Here is a 16,902-nt window from a genome sequence, read left to right on the forward strand (position 1 = left end):
TATTCACACGATAAAACGAATTGCAGACTATTCCTATGAATTTCGTCACACTTGCAACAACAAATTTCCATGAATTTGCAACAATGCCCAACGACATCCAATTCAACGTCAACACCAGCACCCTAGTGCTGGCGAACCTGATCATCGCAATGAACATGTTTGCGGTATCACTCAATCTTCGACGAGCCGATTTCAGTTTGGTACTACAGAATAAAAAGCCAATGGCCGTGGGGCTGCTTGCACAATTTGCTCTGTTGCCTTTTATTGCTTTTGTTTTCAGTGTCTGCATACCCATGCACCCCGGCTTGGTGCTGGCACTCATCATGGTCAGCTGCGTACCTGGCGGCAACCTGTCCAATGTGTTCAGCTTCATCGCAAAAGGCAATGTACCCCTTTCCATCTCACTGACGGCCGTTGGTTTTTTATTGGCGCCAGTGGTAACTCCGCTGAATTTTGCGATGTACTCTTCATTGCATCCTGGCCTCAATGGCATCGTGAACAACATACACATTGATCCTGTTCAACTGGGTGCAGCCATTGTCGTGACCCTGTTGATTCCGCTGGCGCTGGGTTATTGGTCAGGCAATCAATTTCCGAGATTTTACAAACGGGTCTCCCCCTATATTTCTCGTTTTGCACTCACCTCAATCGCTGTGCTGGTGGTGCTGGTTCTCAAGGACAATGTGCACCTGGACATGACGATCATTGTGAATTACGCGGGCGAGGTCGCGGGCCTGCAAGTCTTGGTGCTGGGCAGCGCGTACCTGTTCGCTTCCGCATTCAAGCTGCCAACGGCCGACAAGCGAACCATTGCCATTGAAGCAGGTATACAAAATGCGCCTTTGGGTGTTGTCCTGGTTTTGACCTTCATGCCGACGCAAAGCACCGCCATGGCGGCCATTGCATTCTGGGGGGGCTGGCAAATTCTGGCCTGTACAGCCATTGCGCTTTACTGGAAGCGGGTTAGCGACCCAGTACCAAATCCAGGCTAACGCCATAGGTCAGGGGGTCACCGGCAAATCCACCGTATTCGCCCAAGCTGTAAAGTGGGGCCACCGCCGCCAGGTAGTCTTCATCAAACAGGTTTTTAACCCAGCCCTGCACATTCCAGCCCAAACGGGTATTGCGCAAGCCAAGGCGAAGGTTGGTCAACTGGTATGAATCAATAAAACTATTCCGGCTTTGGTCCACCGCGCCAAAGGTTTCTGTCCGGAAAGCGTGTTCAACCCCAACATAAGCCTCCAGACTGCCGGGCATGGGGAAACGCTTTTCAAGCGCTGCAAAACCGCTCCAGCGTGGGGCGTTGTACAACTGCTTACCGCTCAGGTTTTTGTCGTTGCGGTTTGTGTCTTCGTTGGGCGCATTTGAAAAACTCGTACTGATTGCACGGTTGTAGGCCAAACCGAAATCCACCACCAAGGTTCGATTAATCGGGTAAGTCAGGTCTATCTCCATGCCCTGCAATCGTACCGTGGGAATGTTCAGCACATTGTTTTGCCGAGGGCTGGATACCAGCCCATCGCTTGGCGCATAGGTCAAGGCCTGAAAATTCTTCACCCGTGTTTCATACAGGGCCAGGCTGGCACCCAGGGCATTGGGACGTGGCAACTTGCGCAAACCCAACTCAATTCCAGTTGCAATTTCAGGATCAAATTGTGCACGCACCTGGTCGCTCAAACCAGCCAGGTTCAAGCCGCCACTTTTGTATCCTCTCGACAAGCTGGCGTAGCCCGACAAGGTTTTGCTCAACTTGTGCTGAAGCGCCAATTGTCCACTGACTCCGCTGTCCTTGCGGCTGTCCTGCCGGTCGAATGATTCACCCACCAGCGAATCGATGAGGCCATCGTAGGTAATCGCATTGACCTGCGGCCCCAGAAGGCCACTCAAAACGGCCAGGTTGTTGGTCAGGGACAACGGGCTTGAATCCAGATTGCCCCCGGAACGGCTGCGGCTGACCTGCCCATCACGACGGCTGCCGGTGTATCGAATACCGGTGGTCACCGTGGTGTTCGGCCCCGTGTGCAAATCGGCCGATGCGAAGGTTGAAAACGTATCGGACACCTGGCTGTAGGGCGTGCTCAATCGCAACCCATTGAGCGCCTGCGGCGGCAACACCGCATTGATCAGAAAACCGCTATTGTCCCGATTCAGTGTGGGCACATTCTGGCGCAACAAACCACCCAAGGCCCACAAGGCAATTTCGTCACCCAGAATGCCCAGCTCCTCGCCGCTCAGGTTCTGGCGCATGTAAAACAGACCCAACGTGGTATCCAGGCGCTTGAAACGGGAATGCCAGCGCAATTCCTGTGTCAGTTGCTGCGACCTGGATGTATTGCTGCCCACCAGCAGCCGCATCGACGTTCCGTCGTCATTGATCGACGGGTTGTAAGCAATCTGGTTGACCCCAGTGATGCTGACAAAACGGTGTCGCCCAACCGGCCCCCATTCCACAACCACCGAAGCGGCCTCACGCGTCAGCTTGTTCTGGGGCTCCACGTTGTTGTCAACCACCCGGTCCGATGGGTTGGTGCCCGGACGGTTGTAACCCATGTACTCGTCCGAGGCCTGAATCGAAGGGCTGACCGGTGCCAGCAAACCGATGCTGCAACAACGCTGGTCGATCAAACCATATTCGCCGGTCAAGCGAACGATCAAATCGTCTCGTGGAGTCCACAGCAACTGTCCCCGAACACCCACACGGTCCTGATTGTTCAAATACTCGCCATTGAACTGGTTGAACAACAGGCCATCACGTTGCTGGCTATAAACACTCAAGCGCCCAGCCAGCTCGCCTGGAATCAAGGACCCGTTTACAGAACCTTGGGCCTGCTGGTAACCGTAATTGCCAAGCCCAAGAGAAATTGCCGTTTCGGGTGTGTGCGAGGGCGCGCGCGTGCGCAAATGCACCTCACCCGCTGTGCTACCCAATCCGTAGGCAGCACCTTGCGGGCCACGTAGTACCGTGATGTCTTCAATGTCAAACAAGCCGAATGCACCGTAAGACTGGCGGGCAAGGTAGACACCGTCCACGTACAAACCCACGCTGCTGTCCAGCCCGTCGTTGAACTGGTTGTTACCCAAACCCCGAATGGTGAAACCGGTCAGCCGTGGTGTACTGCCAAAGCCATAAAATCCGGGCAGGCGAATACTGGCATCCGCAAGTGTTTGAGTGTTGGATTCCTTCAGAGCTTGCCCTGTAACGACAGCCTTTGAACTGCTGGCGGGAAATACGGAGACCTCGTCGTCGGAATTACTGCGAACTTCTACCTCTTGGAGATTACTGGACTGGGCCAGCCCCATCGCAGGCCAAAAGAGTGGCAACGTTGCCCACAGCGTCAAGGCCAAGCTGTGGCACTGCCATGCCCTTGGCCGCCACAATGGGGTGGACACTGACGGCGTGACAGAGGGAGATGTGCGCATCTTGACCGGGCAAATTTGTTTGTAGACCCCACATCAAGCTCATGCTTGGGGCTTGGTTTAGCCCGTAATCTACCTGATCGGCTGACAGGCGTAAACCTGTGCTTGACTTGGTCATTTTTGCATGAACGTTCTTCATCGTCATGCCGAGCGCAGAATTTGAAAATTTCCATTGTCTTTACATCTGACTATTAATGTAGTCAAATTAGACTCATGAAAAATCTTTCCAAATCCGATACAGGTAGCAGGCTTTACGGCGGCGAAAGCACTGAAAACCGCGTGCAGCGGCGCCGCGAGCAATTCCTCGATGCAGGCCTCTTGCTGTTCGGCACCGTGGGCTTCAAGAGCACCTCGGTACGCGGCCTGTGCCGCCAAGCCAAGCTGACCGACCGTTATTTTTACGAATCATTTGCCTCGGTCGAGGAAGTGCTGGTGGCTGTGTATGAAAGGGAAATCCAGCGCCTGATTGCGGCTGTGTTCGGCCAGATCCGCAACATGGAACCCGGCACCCCCATCGCTGAACTGGCCCGCCCCGCCCTGCACGCTTTTTTTGAAGGTGCACGCGACCCGGTGGTGGCCAAAACCGTGTGGTTTGAAGTGCTGGGTGTGAGCGACCGCGTCAACAAGCTTTACCTGGACACGGTCAGTGAATTTGGCCAATTGCTGCTGATGATGATCAAGGGGCTTTATCCCAAACTGGCCTTGTCCGCCACCCAGGAACAACTTCTGACCACCGGCATGGTGGGTGCCATCAACCAATCGACCATGGCCTGGATTGTGTCCGGGTTCGCAACCCCGGTCGAAGACCTGGTGGAAGCGAACCTTATGATACTGGAAGGCCTTGGCTTGCGCCTGAACCTTCAATAGGCCGTTTTTCAGTCAGCCGCTTTATTTCTGGAAATACATCCGCTTGATCATGGTCGGCATCACCTTCAGGCTGGCCCACAGGAACTCAAACACATTGCGTGGTGAACCCAGTCGCAAAGCGTGCTTGATCACCAGGTAGGCTTCGCGGTCTTGTGGGTACCACCACAGGTTGTTTCTCGCGCGCAGGTAATCCCAGTTGATCGCCTTGGGCTTGGTCATTTCCTTCAGACCTTCCGGGCCATGGGTACGGCCAATACCCGACTCGCCAGGGCCGCCCCAAGGCAAATCCGACATACCGTGGGTGTACAAGTGGTCGTTGATGGCCACCACACCGCCGCGCACCTTGCTGGCCAACGCCTTGGCGCGGTTTGTGTTACGGCTCCAGATCGACGCGCTCAGGGCCATGGTGCAATCGTTAGCCAGGCGCACTGCCTCTTCCTCGGTTTTGAACGGCATCACGGGCAACACCGGGCCAAATGTTTCTTCGCGCATCAAGACCATGTCGTGGTGCACGTGCGTCATCACGGTGGCTGGGTAAAACTCGCCCTGCAGGTTGTCTGCCAGTTGAGCCTGGGCCACAACTCTTGCACCTTGGGCTACCGCCTCGTCCACCTGCTTTTCCACCACGCGGCGTTGCTTGGCGGTTGTCATGGCACCCACGTCCACCGTGCATTCTGCGTTGGGAACACCCTGGCGCAATGAACGTGTGCGGGCTGCCAACAGATCTACAAACTGGTCATAGACCGATTCATGCACGTAAATGCGCTCAACACCACCGCACGATTGGCCCGAGTTTTGATAACCCGCCCACGCCGCACCATTGGCTGCGCGTTCAAGGTCAGCGTCTTCCAGCACGATCATCGGGTCTTTGCCACCCAATTCCAGTGACAAAGGGGTGAGGGTTTTGGCGGCTTGCGCCATCAGGTCTTTGCCCGCAGGCACCGAACCCGTGAAAAACAGCTTGTCCACACCGTTTTCAAAAAAGGCGGAAGACTCCTCGGCGCCTGCGCCCACAACATGGTGAAACAGGCCCTCGGGCAATTTCCCAGCTTCCACGATTCGTTCAATGGCCACGCCCACCATCGGGGTCACGGCAGCCACTTTCAGCACAATGGCGTTGCCGGCCATCAGGCCCATCACAATTTCACCAAAAGGAATGGACAGCGGGTAATTCCAGGGGCTGATGATACCCACCACACCCAGTGGCTCGTGAACCACTTCGGAACGCTTGCCAATCCAGAGGATGCTGGACATTTCACGCTTCTCGCTTTTAAGCACGCGGGCGGCATTCTTGCCATACCAGTTGCAGGCCAGCGTACAGGGCAGCACTTCGGTCGCCATGGCATCAAACCAGGTTTTTCCGTTGCTGGTGGCCACAGTCTTGGCCAGGTCGTCAGCATTCTCGATGATGTACTCGCGCATCAAGCGCAAGTGTTTCGCACGCTGCTTGAACGACTTCCGGGCCCAAACGGCTTGCGCCTCACGGGCCTTTTTGAAAATTTCCGGAATGGCCTGCGCCGGCGTGTGCGGGCATTCGCCCAATACATCACCTGTGGCGGGGTTGATACCAACGGCCTGCGCCATGGCGCGCGTGTCTGACAGATTCATGTGCTTGTCCCTGTTTGTAATCACTTGTAAACATGCGCCAATTTACGTATGAAGACGCTTGTCGTCAAAACATTACATAGGAAGGAAACTCTAGAAATTATTTTGACTACGACTGTCATCACATATAAAGTGACGACACATGACATCACATGTAAAAAAGGGAGTGCCATGATGATCAAAAACAGTTCACAGTCCCGTTCAATCCAGGCTTTGGTTCTTACCGTCCTGCTGTTCACCTTTGCCCATCAAACCGCTTGGGCGGCTGAAGTACAAGCCCCGATCGACATTCAGAAAACGGTCACATTCAAAGGCGACTTCAACAAGCTGAAAGCCGACTTCCTGGCCAAAGAGCCGCTGCTCAAGCTGATGCCCAACGTTGAACAGCTCAAACCGCATGGCCAGCCAGACACCTGGTTTTACCGCATGAAGCCCATGGGCAAGCTAGGTGTGACCCACGTGGCGGAATACACGGCAGCGTATCGACACGACACACAAGACAATACCCTCGTGTCCACATGGACCAACATCCCCGGCACAGGCAACGCCGACCTCACCGGCAAAGTCGTTTATTCGCCCGGCAGCAACGGTGACATACAGATGAGCCTGACCATGAAGGGCAGCCTGAACAAAATCCAGGTGCCCGCTGTTTACACCATGGGCGCAGGTTCAGTCACCCGCAAGATCTTTGAAAGCAATGTCGACCAATATATGAAAAACGTAGTAAAAACCTACGGCAACTGATAAAAAGGGGCGTGATTCAATATCGGGGATTTGGATGTGCGGCAGATATGTTCTTGAAGGCCCGGTTGGCCGGCTGACTGAATATTTTGACGCACGCTACACCGAAGATGAATCTGCCTTTGCAAACAGCTACAACATTGCCCCCACGCGCCACGTGCCCGTGGTTCGAGTCAACCGCGAAGGCGAGCGGGTCATTCTCAACCACGTGTGGGGCCTGGTACCCCACTGGGCCATCGACAAAACAGCCAGCGCGAAGCTGAACAATGCACGCGGAGAAACCGTGCACGAGAAGCCCTCATTCCGAACCGGCTTCAAAAAATTCCGCTGCCTGATCCCCGCCAGTGGCTACTACGAATGGCAAACACCACCGCCAGGCAGCAAAGCCCGAAAGCAACCCTTTTACATCCACCCTGACCAAGCGCCCTACTTTGCCATGGCGGGCCTGTGCGACCACTGGGTTGACCCGGGCACCGGCGAATTGCTCATGAGTACGGCCATCATCACCACAAGTCCGTGCGATGCCTTGCAACCGGTGCACGACCGCATGCCCGTGATGATCCCGAGAACAGACTGGGCAGACTGGCTGAACCCAAAGAACCAGGATGTGTCAGCGCTGCGAAATTACATCGTGAGCAGCAGCGAGGTGAAGTTTTACCCCGTGGGTTTTCAGGTCAGCGGGGTGGGTAAAAACAGGCTAGACAGTGGTGAGTTGATCAAGCCAGTTGCAGACGACGTCTGACAAACCTGCTGCAACTAAACAGTGCGGCCAACATGGCGTGGGTCAGCATCCAGAACAGGACAATCAGGCACTGGCCCAGTGGTGTAACAGGCGCAATCAGCATGCCCTCGCGAAACTCGCCAATGGCTGGCAAACCCCAGCCATACAACTGCACGGCCAAGCCAAAATACGAGTAATACGCCAGCAAGGCTGTCCACATCGACTCGTGCGCATAGAACGGAACCACCGCCACCGCCGCGTGAAGAACCATCAGCACCAACCACACCACCCAAAAGCTTGCTTTGATCAAAAGAAATTCCCTTGTACTCCAGCGCCTGTGTCACAGTTTCCCCATGAACACGGCCATTAAAAAACGACTCTCGCTGAAATAACGCACATCGCCACCACAGGTTACAGTTGCGTGTGTCCCACAGCCCTTCTCCGGCCAATCACAGGCTTTAAGGGGTAATTTTTCGATCAGAATGCGAAATTTGTCGCCAAGGCGCCTAAAACAGCTCAAAAAATTGTCAGAACCTTGTGCACAGGCGGCTTTGTAGTGGTAACGTAAGCCGTTAATTGTTGTTTTGATCGTGTTAAAACAAAAAGAAGGGAAATCCATGAATAAGTCTGAATTGATTGACGCGCTAGCCGCAAAAGCCGATGTATCCAAAGCCGTTGCTGGCAAGTTGGTAGATGCCTTCACTGAAACAGTGACAAAAGCCATCGTTGATGGTGATTCCGTTGTTTTGGTTGGTTTTGGTTCTTTCAGCTCCGGTGAGCGCGCTGCACGCACTGGTCGCAATCCACGCACTGGTGAAGAAATCAGCATTGCTGCTGCACGTACAGCCAAGTTCACACCAGGCAAGGCATTGAAAGACGCAGTAAACGCCAAGAAAGCCAAGAAAAAGAAGTAATTACCCAACGCCTTGCAAGATCAAGCATCTTCAAGGCATTGAGTTGAAACAAATCCAACAGGCTCCATTCGAGCCTGTTGAATTTGAGGAATCCCTGTCAGTTCCCCCGCAAATTCCCCACCACGCTTCTCACCAGTTTTCGACGAACACTGCCTTTCGGCAACACCCGTTCAAGCAAGGGCTTTCTGTTGATCACCACCGGTACCTGGTACACCCAAGGCTCATCCACTTTGTTCTTGACGGCAATCTGGTGCAACTGCCGCCATTCAGCTCGAACCGCGTCATTGCGTAATTGAACCTTTTTCAGGTCAGGCAGAATATCCGAATCAGGAAATGCCAAAGGTACAGGTGCGTTCACAGCCAAAAAGTTGAGCTTGGTCCGAATGCACTTTTCACACACCCCGCAGTTGCGGTCTTTTAAATCGCCTTGCCAGCACACGCGCAAATTGTTCTTGCCCGCGTTCCATTGATTGATCTCCCTGACCTTCTCGGTGCGGCTGTGGCTTGCACCATCGTGCATTACCCCGAACTCGCCCGAACCCAGAAGATGATCCGTAATCGGTGATGAACCCCAGGGAATCACCAATGAATCGTAAGGTTCACTACTGCCCACAATGCAAGTACCCGCGTGGTTCTTGAAGTTGCCAAGGGCGGCCACCAGCGCACAGGAAAATGCATGTTCCCAATTCACACGCGAAATTTCCCGGTAATTCGTGGCAATGGGGATAATGTTCAAACCCAGATCGCTCAAGGTGTTTCTGGACCGGGCTGTGGCGTTTTTAAAGGCCACATCGTCTGCAAGCGGAATGTCAAAACCATGCACAATGGCGCACAAATTGATGGTCTGCGACCTGTAGCCACACAGTTTTTTCGCATGCCGCCACACGGAAAACGTGGCATCCACCCCACCCGAGAACGCACAAATAGCACCAGAAACCGGTGGCTTGTCTTCCCTCACCTGGTCTGCCAGCACTTCCACGTGGTGGTAAGTATCGGGCAGCCACTTGTTCCAGGCCGACTGGTATTCCACCAGATTACCCAGCAAGGTTTTTGACACACTGCCCTTGATCTCGATGCGCCTGTTTTCCTTCATCGCATCCATCAGCACAGCCAGAAGGTAGGAGTCGCAATCGTCGTCCGCTGGCGGGTTTACCGATTGATCGAACTTGAACCAAACTTCGGTTTCACTTTCCACCGCGCCGTTGTGAATACGCTTGATCAGACAGCGGCGGGTACGAAATGTGTCGGTGACTTCGTGTGCCTTCGGCACCAATTGAATGAGCATGGGGTGGTTTCTCCAGGAATATGACAGGTAGCGCATGAACCACCCAGGGGTGACACTGCGCCTTTTTCTGGAGAAAAATGTAGTTAACTTTGCACACGACCGCAAACAAAGGGTGGTGTGTGCAAAGGCAAGGGGGGTTGTGGACAAACCGAGAAAGGTTGGCCGGGCTTGGAAAATCAGCCTGGGAAGCGTTCGAATTCCGGCAACTTGTCCAGGTGGGTCATCCATTCGAGGCGCTCGGCCACCTGGATTTGCACGCGGGGTACAAGGGCATTGGGGTCGTCCAGTGTGGCAGTTTGTATGTCAACAATACCCGGCAGGTTTTCCGCGTTGCGGTAAAACAGCCCGCTGCCACAATTGCCGCAAAAACTGCGCATGGCCGCACCCAACGAATTGATGGTTTTCGGCTGGCCTTGGGTCACCGTGAGCGCAGGTTCATCAAACATGGCCCACGACACCGCCGGCGCACCTGCACTGCGACGGCAGTCGTTGCAATGGCACAAGGCGACCACCTTGGGTTCACCTGTCAGCTGGTAGCGGATTTCACCGCACATGCATTGACCTTTGTAATTCATTGTTGTTCCCCTTGTTTAAACCGCCTGCGCAATCACCATGGCCAGCATTGCAGCGCCCAACCAGACACCAACCCGCTTCAGCAGGTCCATGTCCACAGTGCCCGGCTTGCCTGTTGGCTGGCGACCAAAACCCATCACAAACGCATGCGCAGGAAAGGCCACGAAGATCAGGAATGCGATCACCAAGCTGCCCCCTTCATCAATCAGCTTGGGCCATAAAATCGGCATCACAATGCCTGACAGTACGCCGGCCATTGCTGCAGTAATTAGTGTGGGGGTAATTTTCATGTTGATTGGCCTGTCTGTCTCGGAACGGGTCTGTTCTGGATATACCTGTTTTACAAGGCATATTAACACCATGAATTCATCGCATGTTTTGTGGTGGGCAAAGGGATTTTTAAAAGCGATGACTCAAGAAAACAATGTAAAAAAGTATCGCCATCGTGATCTGCAAAACATATTGAATAATCAACAAAAAACGCAGAAACGATACAGCCCAAGCTGTGTCAGGTACCTGAAGAAGCTGGTTTGACTTTTCGCCCCATATAAAATCTGCCTTGACCGCCCAAACGTAATACCCTCCAGACGTAGACCAGTCTGACACCTCAGTGGCCAATGGATTTTTCAGCTTCAATAATGCCGCCACTATGCTCTCTCGAACAGCATGCTTCACAATGAGTACAAACAGCAAGAAAAATGGCACTACAAGTAAAGCGATTTCTTCGGGGCTTAAAGTAAACACGGTGCTAATCTTCCGCTGACACTTCAACCTTTATATTACCGTTGTATTTGAATAGGTTGCTATAGACGCATTCACCCGGCTTTGGAAAAGCCTCCCAAATATATTGCTTTTAATGCTGCGACCTTTACATCAAAAAAAGAAAACATGAACAACTCGAATATTTTCAAAGACGTCAATCTGACCCCCATTGCCCTCGCCGATACTGCACCAAGCGTATGGAACAGCACGCCGCAATTTGTTGGTCGGCTGATTGTTCAAGCGGAACACCTGGACGAATTTGGCCACACCAACAACACCATTTATCTGGTGTGGATGCAGGCTATCGCGGCGCTTCATTCAAGCCACTTGGGCCTGACGTTTGAAAGCTTTGTTGAATTGGGTTACGGCTGCGTGGCCCGGCAACATCACATGGAATACAAGCGCCCCACCTTCGCGGACGACACCCTGTGGGTTGCCACCTGGATCAGCCAGAATGATGGCAAAGCCGACATGACACGGCAGTACCAGTTTGTACGCGCAAGCGACCAGGTCACCGTGATGCAAGGTCACACGCAGTGGGTGTGCATCGACATGAAAACGGGCAGACCCAAGAAACAACCCCCGCAGTTTGTTGAAGCATACAAGGCTGTGGCTTGATTGCGGTGAATAGACGCTTTAAAGGCCGCATGAAATGCGGCGAATAAATTGACTGTGCGGTGAAAACCAAGCACAATCACCGCATGAAAAGCGGAGATAAATTCTACATCTGGCAGCACGATGACTGGCCAAGCTGGTCTTACAACCCCCAGCGGCTCGCGCCCCTGCTCGCCCAGGTACACAGGGCGCAAGGTCGTCTGCTTGGCCGCATGCATGACATGGGGCTTGATTTGAAAGACCAGGCTGCCTTGCGCGCATTGACCGACGATGTGCTCAAAACCAGTGAAATTGAAGGCGAAAAGCTCAACCCCGAATCAGTGCGCTCGTCTATCGCCCGCAAACTTGGGGTTGATATTGGCGCGCTGGCCCCGGCAGACCGGCAAGTTGAAGGTGTCGTGGACATGACGCTTGATGCGACCCAACGCTACCACGCCCCCCTGACAGAAGACCGCCTTTTTGGCTGGCATGCCGCGTTGTTTCCTGCAGGTTTCAGCAGCCTGAATCCCATCCGCGTGGGGCAGTGGCGCGACGATTCCCGCGGCCCAATGCAAGTGGTTTCAGGACCAATCCATCGACAACAGGTGCACTATGAGGCCCCGCCTGCCTGCGTATTGAACAGCGAAATGCAACGGTTTTTGAACTGGTTCAACGGCGCTGACCAAGATGATTTGGTCATCAAGGCAGGCCTGGCGCATTTGTGGTTCGTGACCATTCATCCCTTCGAGGATGGAAATGGGCGAATTGCACGTGCAGTGGGCGACATGGTACTGGCACGTGCCGAACAATCGGCACAGCGGTACTACAGCCTGTCAGCCCAAATTCAACGCGAGAGGAAGGATTACTACGACCAACTGGAAAGCACGCAAAAAGGTGGCCTCGACATTACCGACTGGCTGACGTGGTTCCTGGCGTGCCTGTTGCGTGCAGTTGAAAAGGCCGAGGAAACATTGGCAACGGTGCTGGCCAAAGCCCGCTTCTGGCAGCAGCTTGCTGGTATTCCATTGAACGACCGCCAGATCAAACTGCTCAACAAATTGCTGGATGGGTTTGAGGGCAAACTCACCAGCAGCAAGTGGGCCGCAATTGCCAAGTGCTCACAAGACACGGCGCTGCGTGACATCACCGACCTGCTGGAGCGTGGTGTATTGAGAAAGTCTGACGCCAGTGGGCGCAGCACCAGTTACTTGATTGGTTTTGATTTCTAAACCGGGCATGGCCCATCATTAACTTAACCACTTTACGACGCAAAGGTAGCCACGTATAACGCCTCCACCTGCTCGCGCGCCCAAGGGGTGGCGCGCAAAAACTTCAGGCTTGATTTCACGGACGGGTCTTTCTTGAAGCAATTGATGCTGATCCGTTTCGCCAGCTCGTCCCACCCATAATGTTCAACCAATTTCACGAGCACGCCTTCCAGCGTGACACCGTGCAGGGGGTTGTTCTGTTGCATGCTGCTCATTGCGTTGATAAATCTCCGTGAAAGCCGACAGCATATTGCAGCGCGTCGGCGCTGTGCCAATACCGCACAAAAAAATTAATTCCGCTTGGCCTTGACCCGTATCTCCAATGCCCTTGCATTGCCCTTCTTCGCGGGGTGGCGAACCGCATGGCGAATCAGCCACTTCAGGTTGCTCGATGCCCCGGCCTGCAACCAACGTTCACAAGTTGAAAACACAATCTCCGGATGATCTTTGGCAATGTCACCAAGGTGATTGGCCACACTGCGGCGCACATACAGCGACTCATCGTTTTTCAGGGATTCGAGTATGTGCAGCGTAGGCTGCGGGTTGGCCACGAATGATTGAATGCGCTTTCCCCATGGCAGCTTGGGGCGTGTGCCTTCGGAACACAGCCGCCTGACATGGGGGTTGGGGTCGCTCAACCACTGGGCCACTTGTGCCAGCGTGCGTTCGGGGTGGTGAATCAGGAATGGGCGAATTGCAAACTCGGATGTGAACCGAGTGGTTAAGGCGTACATGGCCTGCATGGACACATCGAAAGGGTCTTCGCCATTGTTGTAATGCTTGTCCACCCCGTAATCGGAAATGAAGAAGCTGTGCGGCAAGTAGAAAAAGCCACCCGCCCCAACTTCGTTGTCATCGGTTTTTGCGGGCGTCATTGAGTCGACAAGAATAGCGATGGCCTGCGCGTAAGTGGCTGGTAAAAAATGCTTCAGTGATTTGGCAATGTGCTGGGCACGTTGCATCAGTTCAAGCGGCTCCAAGCCATCCAGTGCATGTTGGCAAAATGCAGCTGCCGGAAAGTCCTTGTGAACATCAAGAATGTTCTGCGCCAAGCACTCGATCGATTCCTGGCTCAGCAGCAGCTTGAACGGGGTACCCATGTGTCAAACCGGCACGTGCTGGCGCAAAAACCGGATTTGATCGGCAACCACCCGCTCAAACGCATCACCAATGTAGATGTCGAAATGGCCATCGGCATAACGCTTGATCTCCCCCTTGGGCGCCTGCGCGGCGTACTTCAGGGTGGGGCCTGCAGGGGCCACCGTGTCGTTATCGCACACGCAGAAAAGCACAGGCACCTTGATGTCCTTGGCCTTTCTTCCGGGGTAATAACGAATGATGTCCAGCGCAAACCGGGCGGCCACGTAATTCAATGCTTTTTGCCCATCGCTTTGAAGGTTCATGAAGCCGGTGTAGGCATCCTGCGAACTCATCAGGCCGGTTTCACCCGGCAAGGCGGCCACCGTGACCATGACCGGCTCGGCCCCGAACAAGGCGCCCACTCGGTCCTGGATTGCCTTTGCCGTCACCTTCATGGATACAACCGGGTCCACCGCCAAAGTTGACGCCAAGCCATTCGTGAACGGGCCTTGCGAAATGACGGCTGCCACGCCCTGGTCTTTCGCAGCAGCGGCCAGCACATGGCCGCCACCAAAGGATGTTCCCCACAATACAATTTTCGCCGGGTCAATTTCCGCCAACGTGCGGGCATGGTTGAGTGCCGACTGCCAATCTTCAAGCTGCTTGTTGATGTCCAGCAACTGTCGGGGTTGGCCCTCGCTGTCACCAAAGTGGCGGTAATCGAACACCAGGCAGGCGTACCCCTCGGCCAAAAAACGCTCGGCAAACGCACCCAGGCGCATCGTTCTGACACCGCCCAAACCATGGGCCAGAATAATCAGGGGAAATGGGCCTGAATCACCCGGGCGATAGAAGTCTGCCCGACACTGCTGCCCGCCCGAAGTGAAGCTGACCTGGGTGGGTTGCACAAAGGAATTGGTGGCCTGGTTCATGTTTTTCTCTGGAGGGATTCGTAGGTTTATTTAATCATGCGCATCATCTTTGAGCTTCAACATAACGTACAAAGTTGTCGAGAATTGCCTGCCACCCTTCCTGTTGCTGTTCGATGGAATGGGTTGTTTCCGCGTCGAACACAATCTTCACAGCAACTCCTTCGGGCTTTTCCTTGAATTCAACTTTCGTTTGTCGATCCCCGAAGGCGTATTCAATCAGCCGATTCGGGACTACGTTGGTGTAGGTCCCCGCGAAGTCAAAACCAAAGCTGCCGTCCTTCGCTTCCATGCGGGAAGAGAAAGCACCACCCGGTCGAAGGTCGACACTGGCCTGGGTGGTGTGCCAGTCGTCGGAAGCAGCGTTCCAATGAACGATGTCGCTCGGGGTTGTATAGGCCAGCCAAACTTTTTCAATTGGGGCGTGGACATTTGCTTCGACGGTAATTTTCATAAACCCTCCATTTCAAAAAGATCAACCATAGCAGTGATGTTCATTAATCCCAACATTGCCGACGCCGCCTATCAGGTCGTCAATCAAGAGTGAACTTTTGACTCATTAATGATCCACCAAGTACGCAGTTGCTTATTTGCTGATTCGTTTTGACATTGGCTTGATGATGGCGATCGAGAGTTTAGCTTGCCATGGTGTCTGCGCTGCCCCTGTTTGAGTGGGACGAAATGATGCCGGCCTATAAAACTTGTCAGCAGCATTAAGTATCTCAATTGAGCTTAGCGCATTGTCATTACATTACAAGCCTTATCGCGGTGGCAAGCCTCCATCATCCCTTCAACTGCACTTTGTAATACCTCTATTTCATTTTGCGTTTTCTGGTAGGGGCTTATGTCCTGTCCTGTAATGCGTCTTGTTGCAGAAAATCGACGAATAGGAAAAAGGCTGAGATTCCCGTATTTGTCAGACTCAGAAACTTTCGGAACTACTCCGACCACTGCATAACCTACTCCACCACCATCTGAATAGACTTGAAATTCAGATACTGCAACAATCTCAAACTTCGTGCTGGGAAACTTGGACGTAAATTTGTCCGTAACAAGTTTTTTAATATGTTCAGCACAGTCCACATTGCCATATAAAGAACAAGAGAATTCACCAGCGTGGGACGAAAAACTCATGGATACTAAAGTCGAAATTGCAAGGGCTTTAATTGAGAAGTTCATTAGACTACCTTTCAACAAATGTTACACGTAAAATTATATAAGTTCACATTTTATTTTATTCATTTTTCATTGGCAACTGAAAATTGAATTTTATTTAAACTTCACGTGCAATCGTATTGTCATTAGTGCAGAGCAATCTAATTCAAAGGATTTTTTATAGCCACAGCGGACTGTCAGAAAATGGTCCAAGCGTTTCCAAAATCACGCGAGAGCGATAATGTATTGCCTTAAATCAATGAAATTTTGGCATACCTTTCGATATGCAGCATTGCCACTATGTATTTAACTAGACTTGGAATAGCATCCAAGTTCGACAAAAAATATCGAACAACAAGATTTCTGTTCATCAATATTTTCGAATGTAAATCAGGCCACCAGTAAAAAAAGGACTTCAACCCTTTAGTTGAATTTTTGAATCACCCAGCAAACCGTTTCAAGATCGGCAATCAAGAAACTGGATATAAAAAAACCTCCCGAAATCAGGAGGCTTTGGCGATCCGTCTTGCCCAGCGTGGGCGAATTTGATTACTTGAGTGCAGCGGCCTCAGCCCTGTTGGCCGAACCCCCCTCTTTCTCCAGGGTAATCGTGGTTGTGTTGGGGTACATCCACATGGCGCCGGTCACTAAATCGGTAATACCCAAATCGATGAAAGCACCACCGACCACGCCAGCAGCGTCAGCGGAACTGGTCAGGCGCGTGGTTTTTTGCGCGTGGCCAGGTGCCTGGCATTTCACCACGATGTCGTCTTTGTCTTTACCCACGGTCAAGGTGTTGTTGCGGGCGTTGATTGATCCGATTTCTCCATCACCATCGCGGCTCAGGGTGCAACGGGTGTCTTGCGGGTCCAGTTCAAAAACCAGGGTTTGGCTTGTGCCCTTGGTAATTGACGCACAGCCAGTGGACAACAACACAAGGAGTAATGCAGGTGCAATAGTTTTCATTGTAGGGTCTCGCAGAAAAGCGTTG

22 protein-coding genes are annotated in these 16,902 nt (G+C 53.0%); 7 read left to right on the forward strand and 15 right to left on the reverse strand.

The features are described from left to right. Nucleotides 1-83 precede the first annotated feature (83 nt). Nucleotides 84-992 carry a bile acid:sodium symporter family protein gene (locus tag RGQ30_RS15565; RefSeq protein WP_338284561.1) on the forward strand — a complete coding sequence of 303 codons (909 nt, stop codon included), beginning with the start codon at nucleotides 84-86 and terminating at the stop codon, nucleotides 990-992. On the opposite strand, the gene RGQ30_RS15570 is transcribed toward RGQ30_RS15565, so the two are convergent. Together RGQ30_RS15570 and RGQ30_RS15575 are read right to left on the reverse strand one after the other, a co-directional pair. Further along, on the reverse strand, nucleotides 964-3,321 hold the full coding sequence (locus tag RGQ30_RS15570; protein WP_338284562.1) for a TonB-dependent receptor: 2,358 nt from the start codon (nucleotides 3,319-3,321) through the stop codon (nucleotides 964-966). The two genes, RGQ30_RS15565 and RGQ30_RS15570, sit on opposite strands and share 29 nt — an antisense overlap. After that, nucleotides 3,278-3,562, reverse strand: coding sequence for a hypothetical protein (locus RGQ30_RS15575; RefSeq protein WP_338284563.1), 285 nt, complete (start codon nucleotides 3,560-3,562; stop codon nucleotides 3,278-3,280). The genes RGQ30_RS15570 and RGQ30_RS15575 overlap by 44 nt, the downstream gene beginning before the upstream one ends. A 68-nt stretch (nucleotides 3,563-3,630) precedes the next feature. Here RGQ30_RS15575 and RGQ30_RS15580 point away from each other — a divergent pair, with 68 nt between their 5' ends. After that, complete coding sequence (locus tag RGQ30_RS15580) at nucleotides 3,631-4,284, forward strand: TetR/AcrR family transcriptional regulator (protein WP_130557348.1); 654 nt, start codon at nucleotides 3,631-3,633, stop codon at nucleotides 4,282-4,284. 21 nt (nucleotides 4,285-4,305) lie between these two features. On the opposite strand, the gene RGQ30_RS15585 is transcribed toward RGQ30_RS15580, so the two are convergent. Then, nucleotides 4,306-5,892, reverse strand: a complete 1,587-nt coding sequence (locus tag RGQ30_RS15585) for an aldehyde dehydrogenase family protein (protein ID WP_130557347.1) — start codon at nucleotides 5,890-5,892, stop codon at nucleotides 4,306-4,308. Nucleotides 5,893-6,060: 168 nt separating this feature from the next. Between RGQ30_RS15585 and RGQ30_RS15590 the strand changes: the two genes are divergently transcribed. After that, nucleotides 6,061-6,633 carry a hypothetical protein gene (locus RGQ30_RS15590; RefSeq protein WP_338284564.1) on the forward strand — a complete coding sequence of 191 codons (573 nt, stop codon included), beginning with the start codon at nucleotides 6,061-6,063 and terminating at the stop codon, nucleotides 6,631-6,633. 34 nt (nucleotides 6,634-6,667) lie between these two features. Then, nucleotides 6,668-7,372: an SOS response-associated peptidase gene (locus tag RGQ30_RS15595; protein WP_130557345.1), complete on the forward strand. Its 705-nt coding sequence runs from the start codon at nucleotides 6,668-6,670 to the stop codon at nucleotides 7,370-7,372. Here RGQ30_RS15595 and RGQ30_RS15600 read toward each other — a convergent pair. Continuing rightward, entirely contained in the window at nucleotides 7,347-7,661 is a 315-nt protein-coding gene (locus tag RGQ30_RS15600; RefSeq protein WP_130557344.1) for a hypothetical protein, read from the reverse strand. The two genes, RGQ30_RS15595 and RGQ30_RS15600, sit on opposite strands and share 26 nt — an antisense overlap. Before the next feature lie 30 nt (nucleotides 7,662-7,691). After that, entirely contained in the window at nucleotides 7,692-7,970 is a 279-nt protein-coding gene (locus RGQ30_RS15605; protein WP_130557343.1) for a hypothetical protein, read from the reverse strand. Between RGQ30_RS15605 and RGQ30_RS15610 the strand changes: the two genes are divergently transcribed. Continuing rightward, nucleotides 7,969-8,265, forward strand: coding sequence for an HU family DNA-binding protein (locus RGQ30_RS15610; protein ID WP_130557342.1), 297 nt, complete (start codon nucleotides 7,969-7,971; stop codon nucleotides 8,263-8,265). The two genes, RGQ30_RS15605 and RGQ30_RS15610, sit on opposite strands and share 2 nt — an antisense overlap. Before the next feature lie 97 nt (nucleotides 8,266-8,362). On the opposite strand, the gene RGQ30_RS15615 is transcribed toward RGQ30_RS15610, so the two are convergent. The 4 genes from RGQ30_RS15615 to RGQ30_RS15630 form a co-directional block, all read right to left on the reverse strand. Next, complete coding sequence (locus tag RGQ30_RS15615) at nucleotides 8,363-9,550, reverse strand: hypothetical protein (protein WP_130557341.1); 1,188 nt, start codon at nucleotides 9,548-9,550, stop codon at nucleotides 8,363-8,365. Nucleotides 9,551-9,726: 176 nt separating this feature from the next. Beyond that, nucleotides 9,727-10,125: a GFA family protein gene (locus tag RGQ30_RS15620; protein ID WP_130557340.1), complete on the reverse strand. Its 399-nt coding sequence runs from the start codon at nucleotides 10,123-10,125 to the stop codon at nucleotides 9,727-9,729. 15 nt (nucleotides 10,126-10,140) lie between these two features. Further along, complete coding sequence (locus tag RGQ30_RS15625; RefSeq protein ID WP_130557339.1) at nucleotides 10,141-10,413, reverse strand: hypothetical protein; 273 nt, start codon at nucleotides 10,411-10,413, stop codon at nucleotides 10,141-10,143. A gap of 109 nt (nucleotides 10,414-10,522) precedes the next feature. Further along, nucleotides 10,523-10,867, reverse strand: a complete 345-nt coding sequence (locus RGQ30_RS15630; protein ID WP_130557338.1) for a hypothetical protein — start codon at nucleotides 10,865-10,867, stop codon at nucleotides 10,523-10,525. 144 nt (nucleotides 10,868-11,011) lie between these two features. Here RGQ30_RS15630 and RGQ30_RS15635 point away from each other — a divergent pair, with 144 nt between their 5' ends. Together RGQ30_RS15635 and RGQ30_RS15640 are read left to right on the forward strand one after the other, a co-directional pair. After that, on the forward strand, nucleotides 11,012-11,503 hold the full coding sequence (locus RGQ30_RS15635; RefSeq protein WP_130557337.1) for an acyl-CoA thioesterase: 492 nt from the start codon (nucleotides 11,012-11,014) through the stop codon (nucleotides 11,501-11,503). Between the two features lie 83 nt (nucleotides 11,504-11,586). Continuing rightward, nucleotides 11,587-12,708 carry a Fic family protein gene (locus RGQ30_RS15640; RefSeq protein WP_130557336.1) on the forward strand — a complete coding sequence of 374 codons (1,122 nt, stop codon included), beginning with the start codon at nucleotides 11,587-11,589 and terminating at the stop codon, nucleotides 12,706-12,708. 32 nt (nucleotides 12,709-12,740) lie between these two features. Here the strand turns inward: RGQ30_RS15640 and RGQ30_RS15645 are convergent, their stop codons facing one another. The 6 genes from RGQ30_RS15645 to RGQ30_RS15670 all read right to left on the reverse strand — a co-directional run bounded on the left by RGQ30_RS15645 (nucleotide 12,741) and on the right by RGQ30_RS15670 (nucleotide 16,877). Continuing rightward, nucleotides 12,741-12,962: a VF530 family protein gene (locus tag RGQ30_RS15645; RefSeq protein WP_130557335.1), complete on the reverse strand. Its 222-nt coding sequence runs from the start codon at nucleotides 12,960-12,962 to the stop codon at nucleotides 12,741-12,743. A gap of 75 nt (nucleotides 12,963-13,037) precedes the next feature. Beyond that, nucleotides 13,038-13,847 carry a DNA alkylation repair protein gene (locus RGQ30_RS15650; RefSeq protein ID WP_130557334.1) on the reverse strand — a complete coding sequence of 270 codons (810 nt, stop codon included), beginning with the start codon at nucleotides 13,845-13,847 and terminating at the stop codon, nucleotides 13,038-13,040. Between the two features lie 3 nt (nucleotides 13,848-13,850). Next, nucleotides 13,851-14,759 (reverse strand): alpha/beta hydrolase, encoded by a 909-nt coding sequence (locus tag RGQ30_RS15655; protein ID WP_130557333.1) that lies wholly within the window; start codon nucleotides 14,757-14,759, stop codon nucleotides 13,851-13,853. Nucleotides 14,760-14,802: 43 nt separating this feature from the next. Beyond that, the gene (locus tag RGQ30_RS15660) at nucleotides 14,803-15,210 is read right to left on the reverse strand and encodes an SRPBCC family protein (protein ID WP_130557332.1); all 408 of its coding nucleotides are present in this window, start codon (nucleotides 15,208-15,210) and stop codon (nucleotides 14,803-14,805) included. 278 nt (nucleotides 15,211-15,488) lie between these two features. Beyond that, nucleotides 15,489-15,935: a hypothetical protein gene (locus tag RGQ30_RS15665; protein WP_130557331.1), complete on the reverse strand. Its 447-nt coding sequence runs from the start codon at nucleotides 15,933-15,935 to the stop codon at nucleotides 15,489-15,491. Between the two features lie 525 nt (nucleotides 15,936-16,460). Then, the gene (locus tag RGQ30_RS15670; RefSeq protein WP_130557330.1) at nucleotides 16,461-16,877 is read right to left on the reverse strand and encodes a putative periplasmic lipoprotein; all 417 of its coding nucleotides are present in this window, start codon (nucleotides 16,875-16,877) and stop codon (nucleotides 16,461-16,463) included. Between the last annotated feature and the right edge of the window lie 25 nt (nucleotides 16,878-16,902).

The organism is Limnobacter thiooxidans (genome assembly GCF_036323495.1).
Taxonomy (GTDB): Bacteria; Pseudomonadota; Gammaproteobacteria; order Burkholderiales; family Burkholderiaceae_B; genus Limnobacter; species Limnobacter thiooxidans.

What these genes read in the sequence shown, in the direction of transcription:
- RGQ30_RS15565 (WP_338284561.1), top strand. Translation starts at nt 84, where the DNA reads ATGCCCAACGACATCCAATTCAACGTCAACACCAGCACCCTAGTGCTG.
- RGQ30_RS15575 (WP_338284563.1), bottom strand. Translation starts at nt 3,562, where the DNA reads ATGACGATGAAGAACGTTCATGCAAAAATGACCAAGTCAAGCACAGGT.
- RGQ30_RS15580 (WP_130557348.1), top strand. Translation starts at nt 3,631, where the DNA reads ATGAAAAATCTTTCCAAATCCGATACAGGTAGCAGGCTTTACGGCGGC.
- RGQ30_RS15585 (WP_130557347.1), bottom strand. Translation starts at nt 5,892, where the DNA reads ATGAATCTGTCAGACACGCGCGCCATGGCGCAGGCCGTTGGTATCAAC.
- RGQ30_RS15590 (WP_338284564.1), top strand. Translation starts at nt 6,061, where the DNA reads ATGATGATCAAAAACAGTTCACAGTCCCGTTCAATCCAGGCTTTGGTT.
- RGQ30_RS15595 (WP_130557345.1), top strand. Translation starts at nt 6,668, where the DNA reads ATGTGCGGCAGATATGTTCTTGAAGGCCCGGTTGGCCGGCTGACTGAA.
- RGQ30_RS15610 (WP_130557342.1), top strand. Translation starts at nt 7,969, where the DNA reads ATGAATAAGTCTGAATTGATTGACGCGCTAGCCGCAAAAGCCGATGTA.
- RGQ30_RS15605 (WP_130557343.1), bottom strand. Translation starts at nt 7,970, where the DNA reads ATGGATTTCCCTTCTTTTTGTTTTAACACGATCAAAACAACAATTAAC.
- RGQ30_RS15615 (WP_130557341.1), bottom strand. Translation starts at nt 9,550, where the DNA reads ATGCTCATTCAATTGGTGCCGAAGGCACACGAAGTCACCGACACATTT.
- RGQ30_RS15620 (WP_130557340.1), bottom strand. Translation starts at nt 10,125, where the DNA reads ATGAATTACAAAGGTCAATGCATGTGCGGTGAAATCCGCTACCAGCTG.
- RGQ30_RS15625 (WP_130557339.1), bottom strand. Translation starts at nt 10,413, where the DNA reads ATGAAAATTACCCCCACACTAATTACTGCAGCAATGGCCGGCGTACTG.
- RGQ30_RS15635 (WP_130557337.1), top strand. Translation starts at nt 11,012, where the DNA reads ATGAACAACTCGAATATTTTCAAAGACGTCAATCTGACCCCCATTGCC.
- RGQ30_RS15640 (WP_130557336.1), top strand. Translation starts at nt 11,587, where the DNA reads ATGAAAAGCGGAGATAAATTCTACATCTGGCAGCACGATGACTGGCCA.
- RGQ30_RS15645 (WP_130557335.1), bottom strand. Translation starts at nt 12,962, where the DNA reads ATGAGCAGCATGCAACAGAACAACCCCCTGCACGGTGTCACGCTGGAA.
- RGQ30_RS15650 (WP_130557334.1), bottom strand. Translation starts at nt 13,847, where the DNA reads ATGGGTACCCCGTTCAAGCTGCTGCTGAGCCAGGAATCGATCGAGTGC.
- RGQ30_RS15655 (WP_130557333.1), bottom strand. Translation starts at nt 14,759, where the DNA reads ATGAACCAGGCCACCAATTCCTTTGTGCAACCCACCCAGGTCAGCTTC.
- RGQ30_RS15660 (WP_130557332.1), bottom strand. Translation starts at nt 15,210, where the DNA reads ATGAAAATTACCGTCGAAGCAAATGTCCACGCCCCAATTGAAAAAGTT.
- RGQ30_RS15665 (WP_130557331.1), bottom strand. Translation starts at nt 15,935, where the DNA reads ATGAACTTCTCAATTAAAGCCCTTGCAATTTCGACTTTAGTATCCATG.
- RGQ30_RS15670 (WP_130557330.1), bottom strand. Translation starts at nt 16,877, where the DNA reads ATGAAAACTATTGCACCTGCATTACTCCTTGTGTTGTTGTCCACTGGC.